Annotated in this window: 17 protein-coding genes and 1 pseudogene; 11 read left to right on the forward strand and 7 right to left on the reverse strand. The window is 62.6% G+C overall.

Features of this window, described 5'->3' with window-relative positions:
* Positions 1 to 270 precede the first annotated feature (270 nt).
* The gene (locus PQR67_RS16705) at positions 271 to 561 is read left to right on the forward strand and encodes a putative quinol monooxygenase (RefSeq protein ID WP_408461185.1); all 291 of its coding nucleotides are present in this window, start codon (positions 271 to 273) and stop codon (positions 559 to 561) included.
* A gap of 97 nt (positions 562 to 658) precedes the next feature.
* Here PQR67_RS16705 and PQR67_RS16710 read toward each other — a convergent pair whose 3' ends face one another.
* From PQR67_RS16710 to PQR67_RS16720, 3 genes are all read right to left on the reverse strand, one after another.
* Entirely contained in the window at positions 659 to 916 is a 258-nt protein-coding gene (locus tag PQR67_RS16710) for a hypothetical protein (protein WP_007182306.1), read from the reverse strand.
* 237 nt (positions 917 to 1,153) lie between these two features.
* Positions 1,154 to 1,399 carry a hypothetical protein gene (locus tag PQR67_RS16715; RefSeq protein ID WP_028199747.1) on the reverse strand — a complete coding sequence of 82 codons (246 nt, stop codon included), beginning with the start codon at positions 1,397 to 1,399 and terminating at the stop codon, positions 1,154 to 1,156.
* Between the two features lie 245 nt (positions 1,400 to 1,644).
* Positions 1,645 to 2,364 (reverse strand): YdcF family protein, encoded by a 720-nt coding sequence (locus tag PQR67_RS16720; protein WP_408461188.1) that lies wholly within the window; start codon positions 2,362 to 2,364, stop codon positions 1,645 to 1,647.
* A gap of 258 nt (positions 2,365 to 2,622) precedes the next feature.
* Between PQR67_RS16720 and PQR67_RS16725 the strand changes: the two genes are divergently transcribed.
* Positions 2,623 to 2,946, forward strand: coding sequence for a hypothetical protein (locus PQR67_RS16725; RefSeq protein WP_408461191.1), 324 nt, complete (start codon positions 2,623 to 2,625; stop codon positions 2,944 to 2,946).
* A gap of 284 nt (positions 2,947 to 3,230) precedes the next feature.
* Here PQR67_RS16725 and PQR67_RS16730 read toward each other — a convergent pair whose 3' ends face one another.
* Together PQR67_RS16730 and PQR67_RS16735 are read right to left on the reverse strand one after the other, a co-directional pair.
* Positions 3,231 to 3,488: a hypothetical protein gene (locus tag PQR67_RS16730; RefSeq protein ID WP_408461193.1), complete on the reverse strand. Its 258-nt coding sequence runs from the start codon at positions 3,486 to 3,488 to the stop codon at positions 3,231 to 3,233.
* A 309-nt stretch (positions 3,489 to 3,797) separates the two neighbouring features.
* Positions 3,798 to 4,193, reverse strand: a pseudogene (locus PQR67_RS16735) (transposase); the annotation flags it as partial.
* A gap of 408 nt (positions 4,194 to 4,601) precedes the next feature.
* Between PQR67_RS16735 and PQR67_RS16740 the strand changes: the two are divergent.
* From PQR67_RS16740 to rluB, 4 genes are all read left to right on the forward strand, one after another.
* The gene (locus PQR67_RS16740; RefSeq protein ID WP_408461196.1) at positions 4,602 to 5,504 is read left to right on the forward strand and encodes a LysR family transcriptional regulator; all 903 of its coding nucleotides are present in this window, start codon (positions 4,602 to 4,604) and stop codon (positions 5,502 to 5,504) included.
* Between the two features lie 132 nt (positions 5,505 to 5,636).
* The gene (locus tag PQR67_RS16745) at positions 5,637 to 6,860 is read left to right on the forward strand and encodes a pyridoxal phosphate-dependent aminotransferase (RefSeq protein ID WP_408461198.1); all 1,224 of its coding nucleotides are present in this window, start codon (positions 5,637 to 5,639) and stop codon (positions 6,858 to 6,860) included.
* Between the two features lie 394 nt (positions 6,861 to 7,254).
* Positions 7,255 to 8,343 (forward strand): SMC-Scp complex subunit ScpB, encoded by a 1,089-nt coding sequence (gene scpB / locus PQR67_RS16750; RefSeq protein WP_408461200.1) that lies wholly within the window; start codon positions 7,255 to 7,257, stop codon positions 8,341 to 8,343.
* Positions 8,344 to 8,407: 64 nt separating this feature from the next.
* Positions 8,408 to 10,306 carry a 23S rRNA pseudouridine(2605) synthase RluB gene (gene rluB / locus PQR67_RS16755; RefSeq protein ID WP_408461202.1) on the forward strand — a complete coding sequence of 633 codons (1,899 nt, stop codon included), beginning with the start codon at positions 8,408 to 8,410 and terminating at the stop codon, positions 10,304 to 10,306.
* Here the strand turns inward: rluB and PQR67_RS16760 are convergent.
* Positions 10,303 to 10,653, reverse strand: a complete 351-nt coding sequence (locus tag PQR67_RS16760) for a hypothetical protein (RefSeq protein ID WP_408461204.1) — start codon at positions 10,651 to 10,653, stop codon at positions 10,303 to 10,305. The two genes, rluB and PQR67_RS16760, sit on opposite strands and share 4 nt — an antisense overlap.
* Before the next feature lie 186 nt (positions 10,654 to 10,839).
* Here PQR67_RS16760 and rimP point away from each other — a divergent pair, with 186 nt between their 5' ends.
* The 5 genes from rimP to truB all read left to right on the forward strand — a co-directional run bounded on the left by rimP (position 10,840) and on the right by truB (position 17,464).
* Positions 10,840 to 11,298 carry a ribosome maturation factor RimP gene (gene rimP, locus PQR67_RS16765; protein ID WP_074286020.1) on the forward strand — a complete coding sequence of 153 codons (459 nt, stop codon included), beginning with the start codon at positions 10,840 to 10,842 and terminating at the stop codon, positions 11,296 to 11,298.
* Positions 11,295 to 12,770: a transcription termination factor NusA gene (nusA, locus tag PQR67_RS16770; RefSeq protein WP_408461206.1), complete on the forward strand. Its 1,476-nt coding sequence runs from the start codon at positions 11,295 to 11,297 to the stop codon at positions 12,768 to 12,770. The genes rimP and nusA overlap by 4 nt, the downstream gene beginning before the upstream one ends.
* A 94-nt stretch (positions 12,771 to 12,864) precedes the next feature.
* Positions 12,865 to 15,837: a translation initiation factor IF-2 gene (gene infB, locus PQR67_RS16775; RefSeq protein ID WP_408461208.1), complete on the forward strand. Its 2,973-nt coding sequence runs from the start codon at positions 12,865 to 12,867 to the stop codon at positions 15,835 to 15,837.
* Positions 15,838 to 16,076: 239 nt separating this feature from the next.
* Positions 16,077 to 16,442: a 30S ribosome-binding factor RbfA gene (gene rbfA, locus PQR67_RS16780; protein ID WP_408461212.1), complete on the forward strand. Its 366-nt coding sequence runs from the start codon at positions 16,077 to 16,079 to the stop codon at positions 16,440 to 16,442.
* Between the two features lie 86 nt (positions 16,443 to 16,528).
* The gene (gene truB, locus PQR67_RS16785; RefSeq protein WP_408461215.1) at positions 16,529 to 17,464 is read left to right on the forward strand and encodes a tRNA pseudouridine(55) synthase TruB; all 936 of its coding nucleotides are present in this window, start codon (positions 16,529 to 16,531) and stop codon (positions 17,462 to 17,464) included.
* A 114-nt stretch (positions 17,465 to 17,578) separates the two neighbouring features.
* Here truB and PQR67_RS16790 read toward each other — a convergent pair whose 3' ends face one another.
* Positions 17,579 to 19,141 (reverse strand): DHA2 family efflux MFS transporter permease subunit, encoded by a 1,563-nt coding sequence (locus PQR67_RS16790; RefSeq protein ID WP_408461217.1) that lies wholly within the window; start codon positions 19,139 to 19,141, stop codon positions 17,579 to 17,581.
* Positions 19,142 to 19,156: the final 15 nt, after the last annotated feature.

Consider the following 19,156-nt stretch of genomic DNA (forward strand, 5'->3'; position numbering starts at 1 on the left):
GGGAGCTTCGCTCGCCTTCGCCTTGCGCAAGATCGATCCTTTCAAATGCAATCAATCACGCGTATGAAGCCGAGGGTAGCAGGGCGGTAAGTGGCCGCCCGCCAAACTCCAGGCAAGGACGGTGCTCAGACGTTTCGCATACGCGGCTTGCCTTGCATCAAGGTGAGCCAGCCGCTGCCGCGTGCGCCTGCCCGCAGCGCGCGCGGCCGCCTGCAGGTTTGGCGGGTGGCGGGTATGCTGCTGCTTTTCGTGAAACAACGGAGGGCAGGCATGGCTGAAATCGCGGTGGTCGCAATCTCGGTGGCAAAACCGGGCTATGAAGAGCAACTGCGCGAAGCGCTGGAAGGCATCGTCGGGCCGACGCGCAAGGAACCGGGTGCGCTTCAATACGATCTGCACCGTGACGTGCAGGAGCCGCGCCGGTTCGTGTTTGTCGAGCGTTGGGCAAGCCAGGAGGCGTTGGCGGCGCATGCCGGGTCCGCGCACATTGCGGCTTACAAGAAAGCCGCGGCGGATTGGATCGAACACGCGGAAATTCGGGTCGCGTCGAAGATCGCTTGAGCGCTCACGAGGCGAACAACGAAGGTAGAGAAAGACCGGACAACGGCGAGCGAGCTGCCAGCCCGGATCGGGCCTGGACGGCGCTCGCTGCTTATCTTTAGTGCGTGGCTTGCGGCACGTCGAGGATCAGAATGATGGTCCAGTCCGCGTCGCCATCGTGGTGATACTGGCGCTCCGCGACGATGAACGGTTGCTGCTTGCCGTCCGGGCCAAGAAACAGCACGTCGCCTTCCATCGGCAGGCATTCGACGGGCGGCAGCGCGAGGAACGCTTCCTGACCGCCACGCGGCATCAGTTTTTCGATTTTGCGAGATGCTGCTTCAGTCCATTCGATATCTAGCTGAATGTTGCTCATGCTGTCCTCCGCACCAAGGTGCGCACAGGTTAGGGGGATTCCGGCGGGCGCCGGTCGGTGCGCGACTTTAGCATAACGTCAGCGCGACGCAGCGGGCCGGCAGCAAGTTCATTAGACAACAAAAAAGCCGAAACCGGCGCTGCCGGCTTCGGCTTTTCATCTTCGCGGCAACGCCGCGGATGATGCTGACAACCGCGGCTGATAACCGCGACTGATAACCGCGACTGATAACCGCGCTTACGAGCTGGCGGCGTCGGCCTTGGCGGCCTTCTTGTGATGATGGGGGGCCATCTTGTGATGTTTGGCCGGCATAGCCGGTGCGCTTTCCATTGCTTGCTGGCGGTTTTGCAACTCTTGCGCGCGTTGCTCGACGTCAGCGGCCTTGGCCGGATCGGTACTCATCATGACGCCGTTGTCCTGCGCATAGGCTGCACCCGTTACGGCACCGAGGGAAATCAGGATCGCCAGGGACACTTTCTTCATTGTTACCTCCGCAGAGTGGTTATGGACCCGAGTATTTGCCTGTCCAATCGGAAAGACAATGCATTCTAGCCAGCAAAATCCGCTCCAGCGGACGTTTTGTGACGGTAATGACAATTAGTTACATCTTGTTACGTTCGATCCACAGTCGTTATCGATGACGATGTGGCGTCCAACTCGATAATGTCTTGTCGATAAAAGGAATATTCGCATCTCTAAATAAATTGCCTCGCTAAGACATGTGAGATTCAGAACCATCCGATTGCACGATAGACATGAAATTGTGCGATTCCAAGCAGTTCATGCAGTGCAAGCTCGGCGTTCACAAGGTTGTCATAGTGCGGCATTACACCGAGACGTGCATGTCTCGCGCTCGAGATTAACGGTTGCGGCGTGAGGCCGAAACGATGGAAGTCGAGCAGTGCGCGCGGCATCTGATAGGCGGAGGTGACGAGTATCAGTGAGTCGTAACTTGAGTGCTCGAGAATAGCCGAGACGTTACGCGCGTTTTCGTAAGTCGTGCGGCTGCGGTTTTCCAGCACGATGTCCGTGCGCGGCACCTGTTTGCGCAGTAAATACGGCAGATAGGTGTCTGCCTCGCTGGCGGCGCGCCGCTGCGGATTGCCGCCGCTCACGATCACCTGACACGTGACCGCCGTACGCTTGCAGGCCGCATAGTTTTCGGCGCTCACTGCGATGCGCGCGATCACGTCAGGCGGCGGCACGAGGACATCGTTTTCGTCGTAGGCGGTGCCCCCGCCGAGCATGATGATCGCGGTGCGTGGCGCGAAGCTGGCAGGCGTGTCGGTTTGCCGATGCGGCTGCGCCAACTCCAGCAATGGAGCAGTGAGCCAGCCGGTGGCGAGCAGCCAGAACAGCGCGATCGTGATAATGGCGAGCGGCCCGCGAGCGCGTTTCCATAGCACGATTGCTGCAAAAAAAAGCGCTAATAAAGTGAATAGAATCAATTTAAATGGGGTAACGTATGTCTTTCGGGACAAATCTACGGGCCTGCTATCGCGCCGCAGCGGTTGCATCGTCGGCCCGCAGAGAGAACGCTAACATGCCGTTCAGACGGGGGTTCCGAAAACCAGACCAGGCAGCACCTGGCGGAGCATGGCATGCAGCCGGGTTCCAGCCAAGGGCGGGTGCCATGCGCGTCGCTGGTGGCGCGGTGACGTGTTGGGCATAGATGTGTCATAGCTGCACTTTAAGAAAGAAGTGAGATGACCACGTATTCCAACGAAGCGGTACTTGAAGCGCTGCGGCGGGCGCAATATCGCCAGGTTCCATGGGCCAGACGGCCGGGTGTCTTCCAATATCTTCGCGCGTTAGGCCTGATGGACACTGTTCGGCAGCGCACCGTCGCTCCGGCGCCAGGCTTTCATGCGCCGGTCGATATCGCCGTGCTCACTGAGCGGGGCCGGGCCGAATTCGCGAGACTCGCGCATGATGAGCGCCTGTTGAGCTGGACTGCACAGCGAATGAACGATTACGTCGTCGCTACAGCCGAAACGCAGCCCGCGGCCGCGCTCGAAGCCCGGCCTTAGGGCAGGGGTGGGCAGACGCTGTTTTCCGGCCGCTTTACGCGGCTGGCGGTGATTCTTCGCTCCGCGTTGCTGCCCGGCTGAACGGCTGAACGGCTGTGTACGGTGCACGCTGCCCGTCCGCTAACCGTCCGCTAAATTCTCCCTGAGGCAAAAAAAAGCCCGTATCGCAAGGATACGGGCTTACCGGAATTACTACTGCCACGCTGTGCTAATGGCGTTAAATCAGACTGGCGCAGCGCCGGGTGGTTCCCTAATCGTTCAATTCGCCATGTAATGCATTGTCACTAACGGCGACGCGTGGAATCTTCTCGCGGCGGCGCTTCCGGCCGCATGCGTGCATTACTCGCGATATCGCCGCGCAAATCGCCACGCGGCGCAGGCGGCGTGAAGTCGCGGCCGCGCGCATCGTTTTGCTGCCAGGCCTGAACCGTGGCCGAGTGATCCGGCCGCGAGTTCCAGCCTTGTGGGCGCTGCTGTGCGAGCGCTGATGCGGCCATTGATGAAACGACAATGCCGCACAGAAGCAGTGACATTGGTTTCATGTTGAGCTCCCGTCAAGCCAATCGACTCAAGGCCTGTTTGCATACACATAAAGGTATGCTGAGTGACGAAAGCACGCTGTAAGTAATGGTAAATGGATGTTTCATCGGCAACAATCAAGCCACACCGGAGGTCTGGCGCGGCTTGATGGTGAAGTCGGCGGAACAGGAAGAGACGGCTGTACCAGGCGCCCGGGGAGCGGTGCCCATGCAGGCCGGGCGGGCGTCGACATACGGCGTACGGCGAACGCACGGCGGCCCGGATACAAGCCGGGCGCCCGCAGGCGCCCGGAGGCAAAACAATTCGCGTCAGGCCATCTTGACCGGCGCGCGCCACGATTCCGGATTGGTCCAGAATGCGCCACGCAAGCGGTCGCGGCTCGGCGGTGCCGGCGGTTTCGCCGCGGTCGCACCAATGCGGCCGCGTAGCGAAATTTCACGGCCGCTCGTGCCGAGTCGCTTAACTATTTCGGCGAGCGTACCATCGGCTTGCCATTCGTCGAAGCGACGGCGGCAAGTCGGCGGCGACGGATAGCGGCCCGGCAGCTTGGACCAGCCTTCGCCCGTCGATAGCACCCAAAGCACGGCATTGACAACCGCGCGTGCTTCCACGCGTGGCCGACCGCGCCGTTCGCTCCGTGCTGGCTCCGCACAGAACAACGCCTCGACCAGCGCCCACTCGTTGTCTCTCAAATCGTCGAACAGCATCATGTTTCACCTCAGCGAAGCTAACTCCGGTGCGCTGCCCCGCGCCGCGCACTCTCCATGCACTCGATAGGCGAGTGCCAAGGGGGGTCGGGCTTGCCACGGTTTCATGTCAGTCAGAAGTCATGGCGCCGACCCTGTGTGCAAGTAAATGCAGAAAGTGTGCCAAGTCGAGTCCAACTACCTGAAAGCCCTGTGACAGCGGGCCAGCGCGGGCGCTAGCTAGGGCCGTATAAGAATCCAAAAAACCCATCTCGCAAATCGGGACAATCACCAATCTTGTGCAATCAGGCCCGGCCAGCGTGCGTTTGCGCCTTATTGCTGCATTGCAGCGAGATCATTGAATACGACTCTGGTGCGGCAATTCGCCCTACAATGCGCATCAAACGGAGTTATTGATGAGGTCGGTAAATGAATGTGACGCTGCGTCAGCTAAGGGTTTTCATTGAGGTGGCCCGATTGCAGAGCTTCAGCCGGGCCGGCGATGAGATCGGTCTGACGCAGTCGGCGGTCAGCCGCTGCGTACGTGAACTGGAAGGGGAGATCGGTCTGAAGCTGATCGACCGCACCACGCGCGAAGTTCAACTCACGGATGTCGGCGGCAACCTGGTATCGAGCGTGTCACGCCTGCTAACGGACCTGGACGACGCGTTGCGCGAAATTCGCGAAATCGGCGAACAGCGCCGTGGGCGCGTGGTGGTGGCCGCGAGCCCGACGGTCGCCTGCCGGTTGATGCCCCGCGTGGTGGCGGCGTGCGGACGTCAGTTTCCCTACGTCACCCTCGGTTTGCGCGACGACGTGCAAAGCGATGTGGTGCGCAAGGTGAAGTCGGGCGAAGTCGATTTCGGCGTGATCATCGGCCCGTTTTCCGCCGACGACCTGCTCAGCGAATCGCTCATGACGGATTCATTTTGCGTGGTTGCGCGTGACGACCACCCACTGGCAGCGCGAGAGCGGGTCGCGTGGACCGACCTGGAAGGCCAGCAGCTTGTCATGCTCGATTACGCGTCGGGCAGCAGGCCGATCATCGACGCCGTGATGCAGGAATACGGCGTGAGCGCCACCGTGGTGCAGGAGTTGGGGCATTCCGCGACCGTTTTTGGGCTGGTCGAGGCGGGTGTCGGCGTAAGCGTGCTGCCCTGGCTGGCGCTGCCGTTGCCGGCTGGCGCCTCGCTGGTGGCGCGGCCACTCGTACCGCGTGCTGAGCGCACGGTCGAACTGGTGCGGCGGCGCGACCGCTCGTTGTCGCCGGCGGCGGAGGCGGTGTGGAGCCTGATTCGTCAATTGCCGGCGCGGGCGGAAGATTTGAACTGACGACGCTGACACGCGTCCTCATGCGGGGACTTCACCGTCCCAAAAACAGGCGCCGCGCTAAACTGTCACCTCTCCCAGGCACCCGCCTTGGCCTATTACCGACTACCTGTCCATCACCGTCTGGAAGCCTCGATGAGCGAATCGGATCTGCTTGTGCCCTCCGTCCCCAATGCGCGCGATGCCGTGCGCGCACTGCGTCCTTCGCAGATCCGTGAAGTCGCGAATGCCGGTTTCGGCGTCGCCGACGTGCTGCCGTTCTGGTTCGGCGAGTCCGACCGGGCGACCCCGACCTTCATCCGCGACGCCGCCAGCGCCGCGTTGGCCGCCGGCGCCACCTTCTATACGCATAACCTGGGCATCGCGCCACTGCGCGCGGCGCTCGCGGGCTACGTCAGCGAGTTGCACGGGGCGACTTCGCCCGACCATATCGCGGTGACAAGCGCCGGTGTCAACGCGTTGATGCTGGCCGCGCAGCTGGTGGTAGGCGCGGGTGACCGCGTCGTCGCGGTAACGCCGCTGTGGCCGAATCTGGTCGAAATTCCCAAGATTCTGGGCGCGCAGGTGGAAACCGTCGCGCTGGGCTACGGCGAGCGCGGCTGGCAACTGGATCTCGAGCAACTGCTGGCGGCGTTGACGCCCGGCACGAAGATGCTCCTGATCAACTCGCCGAACAATCCGACCGGCTGGGTGATGAGCCGCGACGAGCAGCGCGCGGTGCTGGCGCACTGCCGTCGTCACGGCATCTGGATCGTTGCCGACGAAGTCTACGAACGCCTTTACTATCCGGACCCCGATTCCGCCGCGCACGATGCCGGTTCGCGCACGGCGCCATCGTTCCTCGATCTGGCTGCGCGCGACGAGCGCGTGATCTGCGTCAACTCGTTTTCCAAGGCGTGGCTGATGACCGGCTGGCGGCTTGGCTGGCTCGTCGCCCCGGCCTCGCTGATGGATGATCTGGGCAAGTTGGTTGAATACAACACCTCGTGCGCGCCGGATTTTGTCCAGCAGGCGGGGATTGCGGCCGTCCAGCAGGGCGAGCGCTTCACGCAGGACCTGGTGCGCGACCTGAAGGCATCGCGTGACCATCTGGTGCAGGCGCTGTCCGCCGTACCCGGTGTGGACGTGAAGGCGCCGCCTGGAGCCATGTACCTGTTTTTCTCGATGCCAGGTGCGTCCCGCAGCCTCGAGCTATGTAAGGCCATGGTGCGGGAAGTGGGCTTGGGCGTGGCGCCCGGCAGCGCGTTCGGCCAGGAAGGCGAGGGCTTCGTGCGCTGGTGCTATGCCTGCGACCCCGTCCGGCTGGACGCGGGCGTCGAGCGTCTGAGACGGTTCCTGGCGCAGCACGGCGCGCGTTGAAACGTCGTTGAAGTGCGTTGAAGTACGGTGGAGCGGGCAGGCGGCTCCGGCTTGGGAGTCAACCGCGGCCCAATTGCGGGCCCATCCGGGGCGGATTCCTGTTCGTTTCCGCCAGCTTTGCCTTTTAAGCGGACGACTTGAGCCATAGCTAAAAAATGCGCTGGGGATTTCGTCTTTACGCACCGGTTGTTTTTGCGTAATATGGCGCTCAGTCACGCGATTCCTTTCAGGAATATCGCTGCTCCGTCCGGCTGGGTTTGGCTCGATTGCCTGTTTCGCCTCCCCCCGGTGCGTGCTCCCATCAATATGACCGATCAGAATCGGGCGAGCGCGTCTTCAGTTCCACATCGTCTGTTTGATCCGGTTCTTTGACCACAGGGTCTGACCTAGCTGCATGAATACCCAAGAGGCGAAGATCGTCCTCGAGACTGCCTTGATCTGCGCGCAGGAGCCGTTAAAGCTCGTCGATTTGCGCAAGCTCTTTGCCGACGGCGTGTCGGCAGACACTGTTCGGAATTTGCTCGAAGACCTCAAGCAGGATTGGTCTGGGCGCGGTGTGGAGCTGGTCGGGCTGGCGTCGGGGTGGCGATTTCAAAGCAAGCCCGCGATGCGCTCGTATCTGGATCGTTTGCATCCTGAGAAACCGCCGAAATATTCGCGCGCGGTGCTCGAGACGCTCGCGATCATTGCGTACAGGCAACCGGTCACGCGCGGCGATATCGAAGAGATTCGCGGCGTCACGGTGAACACGCAGGTCGTCAAGCAGCTCGAAGATCGCGGCTGGATCGAGGTGATCGGCCATCGTGATGTGCCAGGGCGTCCGGCGTTGTACGCGACCACGCGGCAATTTCTCGACGACCTCGGTTTGAAGGCGCTCGACGAACTGCCGCCGCTCGCGGATCCGTCGGCGCAGTTGAACGCGGATCTGCTCGGTCAGCACGCAATCGAATTTTCGGAGGTCGAGACCGCGCAGGCATTGGCTTCTGCCGAAGCGGGCGCGTCCGAAGAGCCGGTGGACTCCGCTGCAGGCGAGCCAGCGGGAACGGATGTCGCAGGCGAATACGCTGAAGAGCGCCCGGTGGCGGTCGATCAGGCACAGCACGCGGCTTCGGTTGAAGCCAGCGGGGCAGCCGAAGCAGGCGAGGTAACTGAACTCGCCGAGGCCACGCAGGGCGCCGCGAATGTCGCGTCGGCACCTGAGCCGCATCAGGATGCTGCTGAACCCCCGGCTGTGCAGGAACATGTTGAAGCGGCAAACGTTGAACCGCGGGACGGCGCTGCCGGGCCCGCACTGAATCACGATCCGGCCTCCCAGGCCGATCTGGCAATACCCGCGCACGACTCGGGCGTACTCCGCGATACGGAGCACGCCGCCGAGCCGAACCCGACCACGGCGGCGCACGGCGATCCTGAGGATCGTCGCGATGCGGCGCAGGACGCAGGCATTCTGACCGACGACGAACCCGAGTCGCGCAGCGCCTGACGTAACCGAACTTTTTTTGCCGCGCCCGCAATGGGCGTGCGCGACCTGACATTTTGAGGTTGTTTTGACACATACCCACGACACCGATTCGTCCGAATCCGAGCGCGCCGTGCCGTCGGCACGCGCCGACGAAGCGCGCACCACGCAAGCGTCGGCAGGCGAGAGCGAGCGCCCGGCGCAGACCACGGAAGCAGACGGCGAAGACCGTCCGCGCCGCGGCCTGCGTCGCGGGCCGCGCAGCCTGATCGCGCGGCGCCGCGCCGGAGCGAAGACGAAGGGCGCTGAAGGCGCACCCGCGCAAGGCGCGCCGGTCGTCACCGAAACACCGCCGGACGGCGAGGTGGCCGCGCAGGTGCGTGCGCCGCGCAAGGAAGCCGGCGCCAAGGGCCCGCGCCGCAATGCGGGCGGCGCGAAGCGCGAGGGTGGTCAGCGTGAAGGCGCGCCTCGCGAGGGCGGGCCGCGTGAAGGGCAGCGTGAGCGTCAGCCGCGCGAAGGCGGTCAGCGTCAGAATCGCCGGGGCGGCGAAGCGCCGGTGGCAGCGGCAACCGAAGCAAGTCCGGACGACCTGTTCTCGTACGTCACGTCGCCCGCATTCGATGCCGACAACAGCGCCACCGGCGGCGTGCGCGCCCCGATGCTGCGCCGTGGCAAACCGGCCGCGCCCAAACGGGTCCTTGCCGCGGACGACGACGCGCCGAAGCTGCACAAAGTGCTGGCTGAAGCCGGTATGGGCTCGCGCCGCGATATGGAAGAACTGATCGTTGCCGGCCGCGTGTCGGTGAACGGCGAGCCGGCCCACATCGGCCAACGCATCATGCCGACCGACCAGGTTCGCATCAACGGCAAGCCGGTCAAGCGCAAGCTGGCCAGCAAGCCGCCGCGCGTGCTGCTGTATCACAAACCGACTGGCGAAATCGTCAGTCATGCCGATCCGGAAGGCCGCCCGTCGGTGTTCGACAAGCTGCCGCCCATGAAGACCGCCAAGTGGCTTGCGGTCGGCCGCCTCGACTTCAACACCGAAGGTCTGCTGATGCTGACCACCTCGGGCGATCTGGCAAACCGTTTCATGCATCCGCGTTACAGCGTCGAGCGTGAATATGCGGTGCGCGTGGTCGGCGAGTTGGCGGAAGGCATGCGTCAGAAGCTGTTGCACGGCGTCGAGCTGGAAGATGGCCCGGCGAATTTCCTGCGTATCCGCGATGGTGGCGGCGAAGGCACCAATCATTGGTATCACGTCGCGCTCGCCGAAGGGCGTAATCGCGAAGTGCGCCGCATGTTCGAGGCAGCCGGCCTGATGGTCAGCCGCCTGATCCGTACGCGTCATGGCGCAATCTCGCTGCCGAAGGGCCTCAAGCGCGGTCGCTGGGAAGAACTCGAAGACAATCAGGTGCGTGCGCTGATGGCGTCGGTCGGCCTGAAGGCGCCGTCGGAAGAAAAGGGCGGCCGCAGAGAGGCGCCGGAGCGTAAGCAGCCGGATCCGATGCAAACGTCGATGGGCTTCATCGGCCGCGAACCGGTGCTGATGTCGCATGGCCGCTTCGATCAGCAGCAGCCGCGCGGTCAAGGCCGTCGCGGTGCGGCGGGCGGCGGCTTCGGCGGTGGCGCGGGTGGCGCTGGTGGTGGTTTCGGCGGCGGTGGCGCCGGCGGCTACGGTAATCGCGGCGCTGGGCGTAGCGCCGGTGGCTTCAGCGGCCCGATGGGCGGCGGCGCGCCTGGTCCGCGTGGCGGCCGTGGCGACGTCGACGGCAATCGTGCGCCGTCGGGCGGTGGCAATCGCGCGGCTGGCGGCGGTAAGCGCGCTGGCGGCCCGGGTGGCAATCCGGGCGGCGGCGGTGGCAGCCGCGGGCCGGGCGGCAATCGTGGCGGTAACGCCAACCGCGCCGGTGGCGGCAACACCAACCCGGGCGGCGCCAATCGTGGTGGCGGCGGTGGCGCACCGCGCGGCCGCTCGCGTGGCCGTTAAGCGGCAAGCGCTGTAAGCAGGACGGTGGGCGGTTGATCGTTTCTCAACGATTTACATCTTGCCACCGTCGGAATCGATCGACGAGCGCCGCAGGTTTCATCGCAGGTTTCATGGAACGCATAAAACCGCGGCGCGTGCATAAGTAGGGGCAGAGTTTCCTCACCCTGCTTGTGCGGCGCGGGTCTGAGGCCGCGCAAGCCGCCTTGCAAAAGGCTCGCAGCGCCGCCATATCGTTGAAAGATTCCCATGAAATCAAGCGGAAATGCGCTTCGCGCGGCGTTCTGCGGTTTGCGTTTGTCCCGAAAAATGGCTACAATCGCGGAGTCGCTGGGCGTGCGGCTTTTCATGTGCGGCTCAGGTGCGACCACCGGCAATAAGATGATGGGCGTTTAGCCCATTTTTTTTTGCCGCTCAGTTCTCAGTGGTTCGGCATCTCGGGTAGCACGAACGTGCGCCGGCTTGGCGCGCGGCCCGCATTGGTGTTTGCAGACAAACCCGGCAGGTCTCGCCGCGCGAACATCTTAGAGGGCACTGTGCAACTGACGGAACTGATTGAAACCACGGTCGTGGGACTCGGCTACGAGCTCGTCGATCTCGAGCGCACCGGGCGCGGCAGTTTGTGTATTTATATTGACCAGCCGGCCGGCATCGCGATCGAAGACTGCGAGAAAGTCACGCGTCAGCTCCAGCACGTTCTGACGGTCGAAAATATCGATTACGAGCGGCTTGAAGTGTCGTCGCCGGGTCTCGACCGACCGCTGAAAAAACTGGCGGATTTCGAACGCTTCGCAGGCAGCGAAGTGGTAATCACATTGAAAAAGCCATTGGACGGACGGAAATCGTACCGGGGCATTCTGCATGCTCCGCAAGGCGAGACGATCGGTCTGGAATTTGAAGGGAAGGAAGGCGCCGCGATGCTCGATTTCACCGTCGCGGATATCGATAAGGCACGCCTCGTTCCGAAAGTTGACTTTAGGAGCCGCAAACAATGAGTCGCGAAGTGTTGATGCTGGTGGATGCGCTGGCACGCGAGAAGAACGTCGATAAAGACGTGGTATATGCCGCGCTCGAGGCGGCTCTCGCGTCGGCCTCCAAGAAACTCTTCGAAGAAGACGCGGACATCCGCGTCCAGATCGACCGTGAAAGCGGCGAGCACGAAACGTTTCGCCGCTGGAAGGTGGTGCCGGACGAAGCCGGTCTGCAAGAGCCGGATCAGGAAATCCTGCTGTTCGAAGCACGTGAACAGCAGCCGGAAATCCAGCTCGACGAATACATCGAAGAACCGGTGCCGTCGATCGAATTCGGCCGTATCGGTGCGCAGGCCGCCAAGCAGGTGATCCTGCAGAAAGTGCGCGACGCGGAACGCGAGCAGATCCTGAACGATTTCCTCGAGCGCGGCGAGCACATCATGACCGGTTCGGTGAAGCGCCTGGATAAGGGCAACTTCATCGTCGAAACCGGCCGTGTCGAAGCGCTGTTGCGTCGCGATCAGCTGATTCCGAAGGAAAATCTGCGCGTGGGCGACCGCGTGCGCGCCTATATCGCCAAGGTCGATCGTACCGCTCGCGGTCCGCAGATCGAGTTGTCGCGTACGGCGCCTGAATTCCTGATGAAGCTGTTCGAGATGGAAGTGCCGGAAATCGAACAGGGTTTGCTGGAAATCAAGGCGGCAGCCCGCGATCCGGGCGTGCGCGCCAAGATCGGCGTGGTTGCTTATGACAAGCGCATCGATCCGATCGGCACGTGCGTCGGGATCCGCGGTTCGCGCGTCCAGGCCGTGCGTAACGAGCTCGGTGGCGAAAACGTCGACATCGTGCTATGGTCGGAAGATCCCGCACAGTTTGTGATCGGCGCGCTCGCGCCGGCAGCCGTCCAGTCGATCGTCGTCGATGAAGAAAAGCATTCGATGGACGTCGTCGTAGACGAAAACGAACTGGCGGTCGCGATCGGTCGCAGTGGCCAGAACGTGCGTCTTGCCAGCGAACTCACCGGCTGGCAGATCAACATCATGACGCCGGACGAATCCGCGCAAAAGCAGAATCAGGAACGCGGGGTACTGCGTGACCTGTTCATGGCGCGTCTCGATGTCGACGAAGAAGTTGCCGACATCCTGATCGACGAAGGCTTTACGAGCCTCGAAGAGATCGCTTATGTGCCGCTCAACGAGATGCTCGAGATCGAAGCATTCGACGAAGACACCGTTCACGAACTGCGTAATCGCTCGCGCGATGCGTTGTTGACGTTGGCGATCGCGAATGAAGAAAAGGTCGAAAATGTTGCGCTCGATCTGAAGAGCGTGGACGGCATGGATGCCGACCTGCTCGCCAAGCTTGCCGAACATCAGATCCAGACGCGCGACGAACTCGCCGAGCTGGCTGTGGATGAACTGGTCGAGATGACCGGAATGGAAGAGGATGCCGCTAAGGCGTTGATCATGAAAGCACGTGAACATTGGTTCCAGTGAGAAATGACCATGGCGCACTAAATTGACCGCGGCCGTTAGGCCGCATGACAAGATGCTAACCGCAAGGAATCGGTCCTTGCATTAAGAGGAATGAATGGCGAGTAACAACGTAGCCCAATTTGCCGCGGAACTGAAAATGCCTGCAGGCGTGCTCCTTGAGCAGCTTCAGGCAGCAGGCGTCACTAAAGCGAGCGAAGACGACAGCTTGTCCGAAACGGACAAGGCGCGTCTGCTCGACCACTTGCGCAAGTCTCACGGCTCGACTGATGCGGACAAGCGCAAGATCACGCTGACGAAACGGCATACGTCGGAGATCAAGCAATCCGACGCGACGGGCAAAGCTCGCACCATTCAGGTCGAGGTGCGTAAGAAGCGCACCTTCGTCCGCCGCGACGAAGCTGCCGGTGAAGGCGGCGATGCATCGAATCATGTGGCCGAGGCCGACGTCGACGTCGAGGATCTCGAACTCCAGCGCCGTGAAGAGGAAGCTCGTCACGAAGCCGAACTGCTCGAAAAGCAGGCTCAGGAGTTGAAGGCGCGTCAGGAGCAACTCGAGCGCGAAGAAGCCGAACGTCAGGCGCGCGAGCAGGCTGCTGAAGCCGAGCGCCGTCGTGCGGAAGAAGAAGCGGCGAAGAAGCGCGCGGCTGCGGCTGAAGCGGCTGCTCGCGAGCAGGCTCAGGCGGCGAAGCCGGCACAGGCTGCCCAACCGGCAGCCGCGAAGGCTGAACCGGTCGCGGCCAAGGCTGCGGAGCCGGCGGTTGCCAAGGAAAGCGAGCAGGACGACGAGCGCGCTGCGGCAGAGCGCGCGGCGCAACGCGAAGCGGCGAAGAAGGCGGAAGACGCAGCGCGTCAGGCCGCCGAGAAAACGCGCGCCGAGCAGGAAGAAGTCAGCAAGCGCCGTGCGGCGGCAGAAGCCGAAGCGCGTGCGATTCGCGAAATGATGAACACGCCGCGCAAGGCGCAGGTCAAGGCGCCGGAACCGGCACCGAAGCCCGCTGAGCCGGCCAAGGCCGCGGAAGCCAAGGGCACGCTGCACAAGCCGGCACGTCCGGAAGGCGCAGCACCCGCACGTCCGGCAGCCAAGAAGCCGGCTACCGCAGCGGCTCCGGCTGCCACGACCACACCGTCGGCTGGCGACAAGAAGAAGCCGGGTGGTGGCAAGGGCGGCTGGCAGGACGACGCAGCGAAGCGCCGCGGTATCAAGACGCGTGGCGATTCGAGCGGCGGTGTCGATCGCGGCTGGCGCGGTGGCCCGAAGGGTCGCGGCAAGCATCAGGATCAGAACACCACGTTCCAGGCGCCGACCGAACCGATCGTGCGTGAAGTGCACGTGCCGGAAACCATCACGGTCGCCGATCTGGCGCACAAGATGGCGGTGAAGGCCTCGGAAGTCATCAAGTCGATGATGAAGCTCGGCCAGATGGTCACGATCAACCAGATGCTGGACCAGGAAACGGCGATGATCATCGTCGAGGAACTGGGCCACCACGCGGTTGCGGCCAAGCTGGACGATCCGGAAGCGATGCTGGTCGAAGGCGAAATCACGGACGCAGAAGCACTGCCGCGTCCGCCGGTCGTCACGGTCATGGGTCACGTCGACCACGGCAAGACCTCGCTGCTCGACTACATCCGCCGCGCCAAGGTTGCAGCGGGTGAAGCGGGCGGGATCACGCAGCACATCGGCGCGTATCACGTCGAAACGCCGCGCGGCGTCATCACGTTCCTCGATACGCCGGGCCACGAAGCATTTACGGCCATGCGTGCTCGTGGTGCGAAGGCAACCGACATCGTGATTCTGGTGGTCGCAGCCGACGACGGCGTGATGCCGCAAACGAAGGAAGCGATTGCCCACGCGAAAGCAGGCGGCGTGCCGCTCGTCGTCGCGATCAACAAGATCGACAAGCCGGACGCGAATCCGGACCGCGTGAAGCAGGAACTCGTCGCGGAAGGCGTCGTGCCGGAAGAATACGGTGGCGATTCGCCGTTCGTCTCAGTGTCGGCGAAAACCGGCTCGGGTATCGACGAACTGCTGGAAAACGTGCTGCTGCAAGCCGAAGTGCTGGAACTGAAGGCACCGGTCGAAGCGCCGGCCAAGGGTCTCGTCATTGAAGCGAAGCTCGATAAGGGTAAGGGTCCGGTTGCAACGATCCTGGTCCAGTCGGGTACGCTGAACCGCGGCGACGTGGTGCTGGCAGGTAGCGCTTACGGTCGTGTGCGAGCCATGCTCGACGAAACCGGCAAGCCGACCAAGTCGGCAGGTCCGTCGATCCCGGTTGAGATTCAAGGTCTGTCGGAAGTCCCGCAAGCAGGCGAAGAAGTCATCGTCATGCCGGACGACCGCAAGGCGCGTGAAGTTGCGCTGTTCCGTCAAGGCAAGTTCCGCGACGTCAAGCTGGCCAAGCAGCAGGCCGCGAAGCTCGAGAACATGCTGGAACAGATGGGCGAAGGCGAAGTGGCGTACATGCCGCTCATCGTCAAGGCCGACGTGCAGGGTTCGCAGGAAGCTTTGGTGCAGTCGCTGCTCAAGCTGTCGACCGACGAAGTCCGTGTGCAGATCGTGCACGGCGCAGTCGGCGGCATCAGCGAGTCGGACGTCAACCTGGCTACGGCTTCGAAAGCGGTCATCATCGGCTTCAACACCCGTGCGGATGCACAGGCGCGCAAGCTGGCGGAAAGCAATGGCGTCGATATTCGCTACTACAACATCATCTATGACGCAGTAGATGAAGTGAAGGCCGCGATGTCGGGCATGCTGGCACCGGAGAAGCGCGAAATCGTGACGGGTACGGTCGAAGTGCGTCAGGTCTTCAAGGTACCGAAGATCGGCGCGGTGGCCGGCTGTATGGTCACGGACGGTTTCGTCAAGCGTTCCTCGTCGGTACGCGTGCTGCGCAACAACGTCGTTATCTTCACGGGCGAGCTCGATTCGCTCAAGCGCTTCAAGGACGACGTGAAGGAAGTCCGTCAGGGCTTCGAGTGCGGTATGTCGATCAAGAACTTCAACGATATCGTCGAAGGCGATCAGTTCGAAGTCTTCGAAGTTACCGAAGTCGCGCGTACGCTGTAATTCACGCGGCATTGGCTCAACGGGCGGAGCGGGCTTAAGCGCCCGCTCCGCCCGTTGTCTTTGGGGGCTGGCGCATGTGTCGCGCAGTGCGCCCCGCAGTGGCTTGCAGCCGCTATCAAGCCGTATCGCCGCCGGCCAGGTAACGAGCGGGCAATGACCCGGCAATGACCTGGCAATAGCCCGCCACGGTTTGCGCGAACAACTTTTTTGCATCCGTCAGAACGGATCACACAAACACCATGCCTAAAAAACGTTCTTCCCCCAATCGCAACGTGCAGATCGCCGATCAGATCCAGCGCGACCTGTCCGAGTTGCTGCGCGAGGTCAAGGATCCGCGCATCGGCCTCGTCACGATTCAAAGCGTCGAGCTGACTCCTGACTACGCGCACGCGAAGGTCTACTTCACGACGCTGACCGGCGACCCGCAACAGACGCTCGAAGCGCTCACGCACGCGGCCGGCCATCTGCACAATCAGCTGTTCAAGCGTTTGCACATCCATACCGTGCCGACGCTGCATTTCCATTACGATCAGACGATCGAACGGGCCGTTGAAATGTCCCGTCTGATCGACGAGGCGAACGCCAGTCGCGCGAAAGAAGACTGAGCCGTTGCACTGTCTCAGTTGCAATGCGTCAGCCGCAGTTCGTTTAGCGCTGTTTCCGACTCCTTCGAAGACTCTGTCTTTCTGACATGACCGCATCTCAACGCCCCCGCGTGCCGCGTCGCGCGCTCGACGGCGTGCTGCTGCTCGACAAGCCGCTCGGCCTGTCGAGCAACGACGCCCTGATTCGCGCCAAGCGTCTCTACCTGGCCAAAAAGGCAGGCCACACCGGCACGCTCGACCCCCTCGCCACGGGTCTCTTGCCGCTGTGTTTCGGCGAAGCGACCAAGTTTTCGCAAGATCTGCTTGAAGCCGACAAGACTTATGAGGCGACCATGCGCCTCGGTATCCGCACGACTACGGGTGACGCCGAAGGCGAGCCGGTCGACACGCGCGACGTGACGTGCGATCAGGCAGCGGTCCAGGTGGCGATGCAGAAATTTCTCGGCGACATCGTTCAGGTTCCGCCGATGTATTCGGCACTCAAGCGCGACGGCAAGCCGCTGTACGAATATGCGCGCGCGGGTCTGACGGTCGAGCGGGAAGGGCGTCAGGTGACGATTCACGCGCTCGAGATGTTGGCGTGTGCCTTGCCCGACGTGACGTTTCGCGTGACGTGCAGCAAAGGCACGTATGTGCGCACCCTTGCCGAGGATATCGGTGAGGCGCTCGGTTGCGGTGCGCATCTGGTCGCACTGCGGCGTACCGGCGTCGGCGCGCTGACGTTGGAGAATTCGGTGACGCTCGATGCGTTGTCCGATGCGACTGAGAGCGAGCGTGATGCGTGGCTGCAACCCGTCGATGCATTGCTGTCCACATTCCCGCTCATCACCCTGGATGAGGACGCGACCCGTCGCTTCCTGCACGGTCAGCGTCTGAAACTTTCCGAGCTGACCATTACCGGCGAAGCCGTGAATGCGCCCCGTGTACGCGTGTATGCGGGAGAAGGGCGTCTGCTGGGTGTCGCGAAGCAAGGCGAGGGCGTATTGGCGCCCGAGCGGCTGGTCGTTACCGCGGAGAGCTAGGCCGCTAGTTCTCCGGTCGACCTGCGAACCGCTGCCAAACAAAAAGGCGGGACCGCTACCATGCGGTCCCGCCTTTTTTCACATCATCGGTTGCTATAGACCGGGGCTAAATCCTCAATGCGCCGCCGCGGCCGCCGCACCGGCATCACCACCGGCGCGTTCCGGCTTTGCCATCCAGATCAGCGCGATCAGCGCGACGAAGATCCCCGCCGATACAAAGAACAGATCATTCACGCCCAACTGCGCGGCTTGCTGCGTCGCCATCGTATTGAACAGACCATACGCCTGCGGCTGACTGTAGCCCGCCGCACCCATCTGCCGGATCGACTGATCGAACACCGGGTTGTACGCGCTTGCCTGTTCGGCCAATTGCGCGTGATGCATGATGGTGCGGTGATCCCACGCGGTCTGGAAAATCGACGTGCCAATACCGCCGCACATGATCCGCACGAAATTCGACAAGCCCGACGCCGCGGGAATCCGGTTGCCCGGCAGGCCCGACAACGTGATCGATACCAGCGGGATGAAGAACCCGGCCATGCCGATCCCCTGAATCAAGGTGGGCAGCAGCAGCGAATAAGTATCGACGCCGGTCGTATAACGCGAGCGCATCCAGAAACACAGCGCGAACACCAGGAACGACAAGGTCGCGATATAGCGTGGATCGGTGCGCGGCAACACTTTGCCTGTGATCGGCGACAGCAGCACGGCGAACAGGCCGACCGGCGCCATCACGAGACCCGCTTCGGTGGCGGTGTAGCCGATATCGGTTTGCAGCCACAAGGGCAGCAACACCAGGTTGCCGAAGTAGAGTCCGTAGCCGATCGACAACGCAACGGTACCGCTCGTGAAATTGCGTCGGCTGAAGAGCGACAGATCGACCACCGGATGCTCGGCCGTCAATTCCCACACAATGAAGAACGCGAGCGCGATCACCGCGACCAGCGCCAGCACGACAATCGTGGTCGACGAGAACCAGTCGAGGTCCTTGCCCTTATCGAGCATCACCTGCAACGAGCCGACCCAGAGGATCAGCAGGCCGAGACCGACACCGTCGATCGGCGCCTTTCTGATGACCGAATCGCGGTTGCGGAAGATCGTCCATGTGGCTATGGCAGCGATCGCCCCGACCGGAATGTTGACGTAGAAAATCCACGGCCACGAGATGTTGTCCGAGATCCAGCCACCGAGAATCGGCCCCGCCACCGGCGCGATCAGTGTGGTCATTGCCCACATCGATAGCGCCATCGGCGCCTTGGCGCGTGGATAGCTGGCGAGCAGCAGCGTTTGCGACAGCGGAATCATCGGGCCGGCCACGGCGCCTTGCAGCACGCGCGAGGCCAGCAGGAACGGCAGGGTAGGTGCGAGGCCGCACATCCACGACGAGATCACGAACAGAATGATCGACGCCATGAACAGGCGTACCTGACCGACACGTTCAGTGAGCCAGCCCGTCAGCGGCACGGAGATGGCGTTCGCCACCGCGAACGACGTGATCACCCAGGTGCCCTGGTCGGACGACACACCGAGATCGCCCGAAATGGAGGGGATCGACACGTTTGCAATCGACGTGTCGAGCACGTTCATGAACACGGCGAGCGACACCGCGATGGTGCCGATCACCAGTTGCGCGCCCTCGAGCGGCGGATGAGGGACCTGCGCCTGAGCCTGAGCCATTAAAAGAGCCTTCTA

Source organism: Paraburkholderia fungorum (genome assembly GCF_046026025.1).
Lineage (GTDB): Bacteria > Pseudomonadota > Gammaproteobacteria > Burkholderiales > Burkholderiaceae > Paraburkholderia > Paraburkholderia fungorum_E.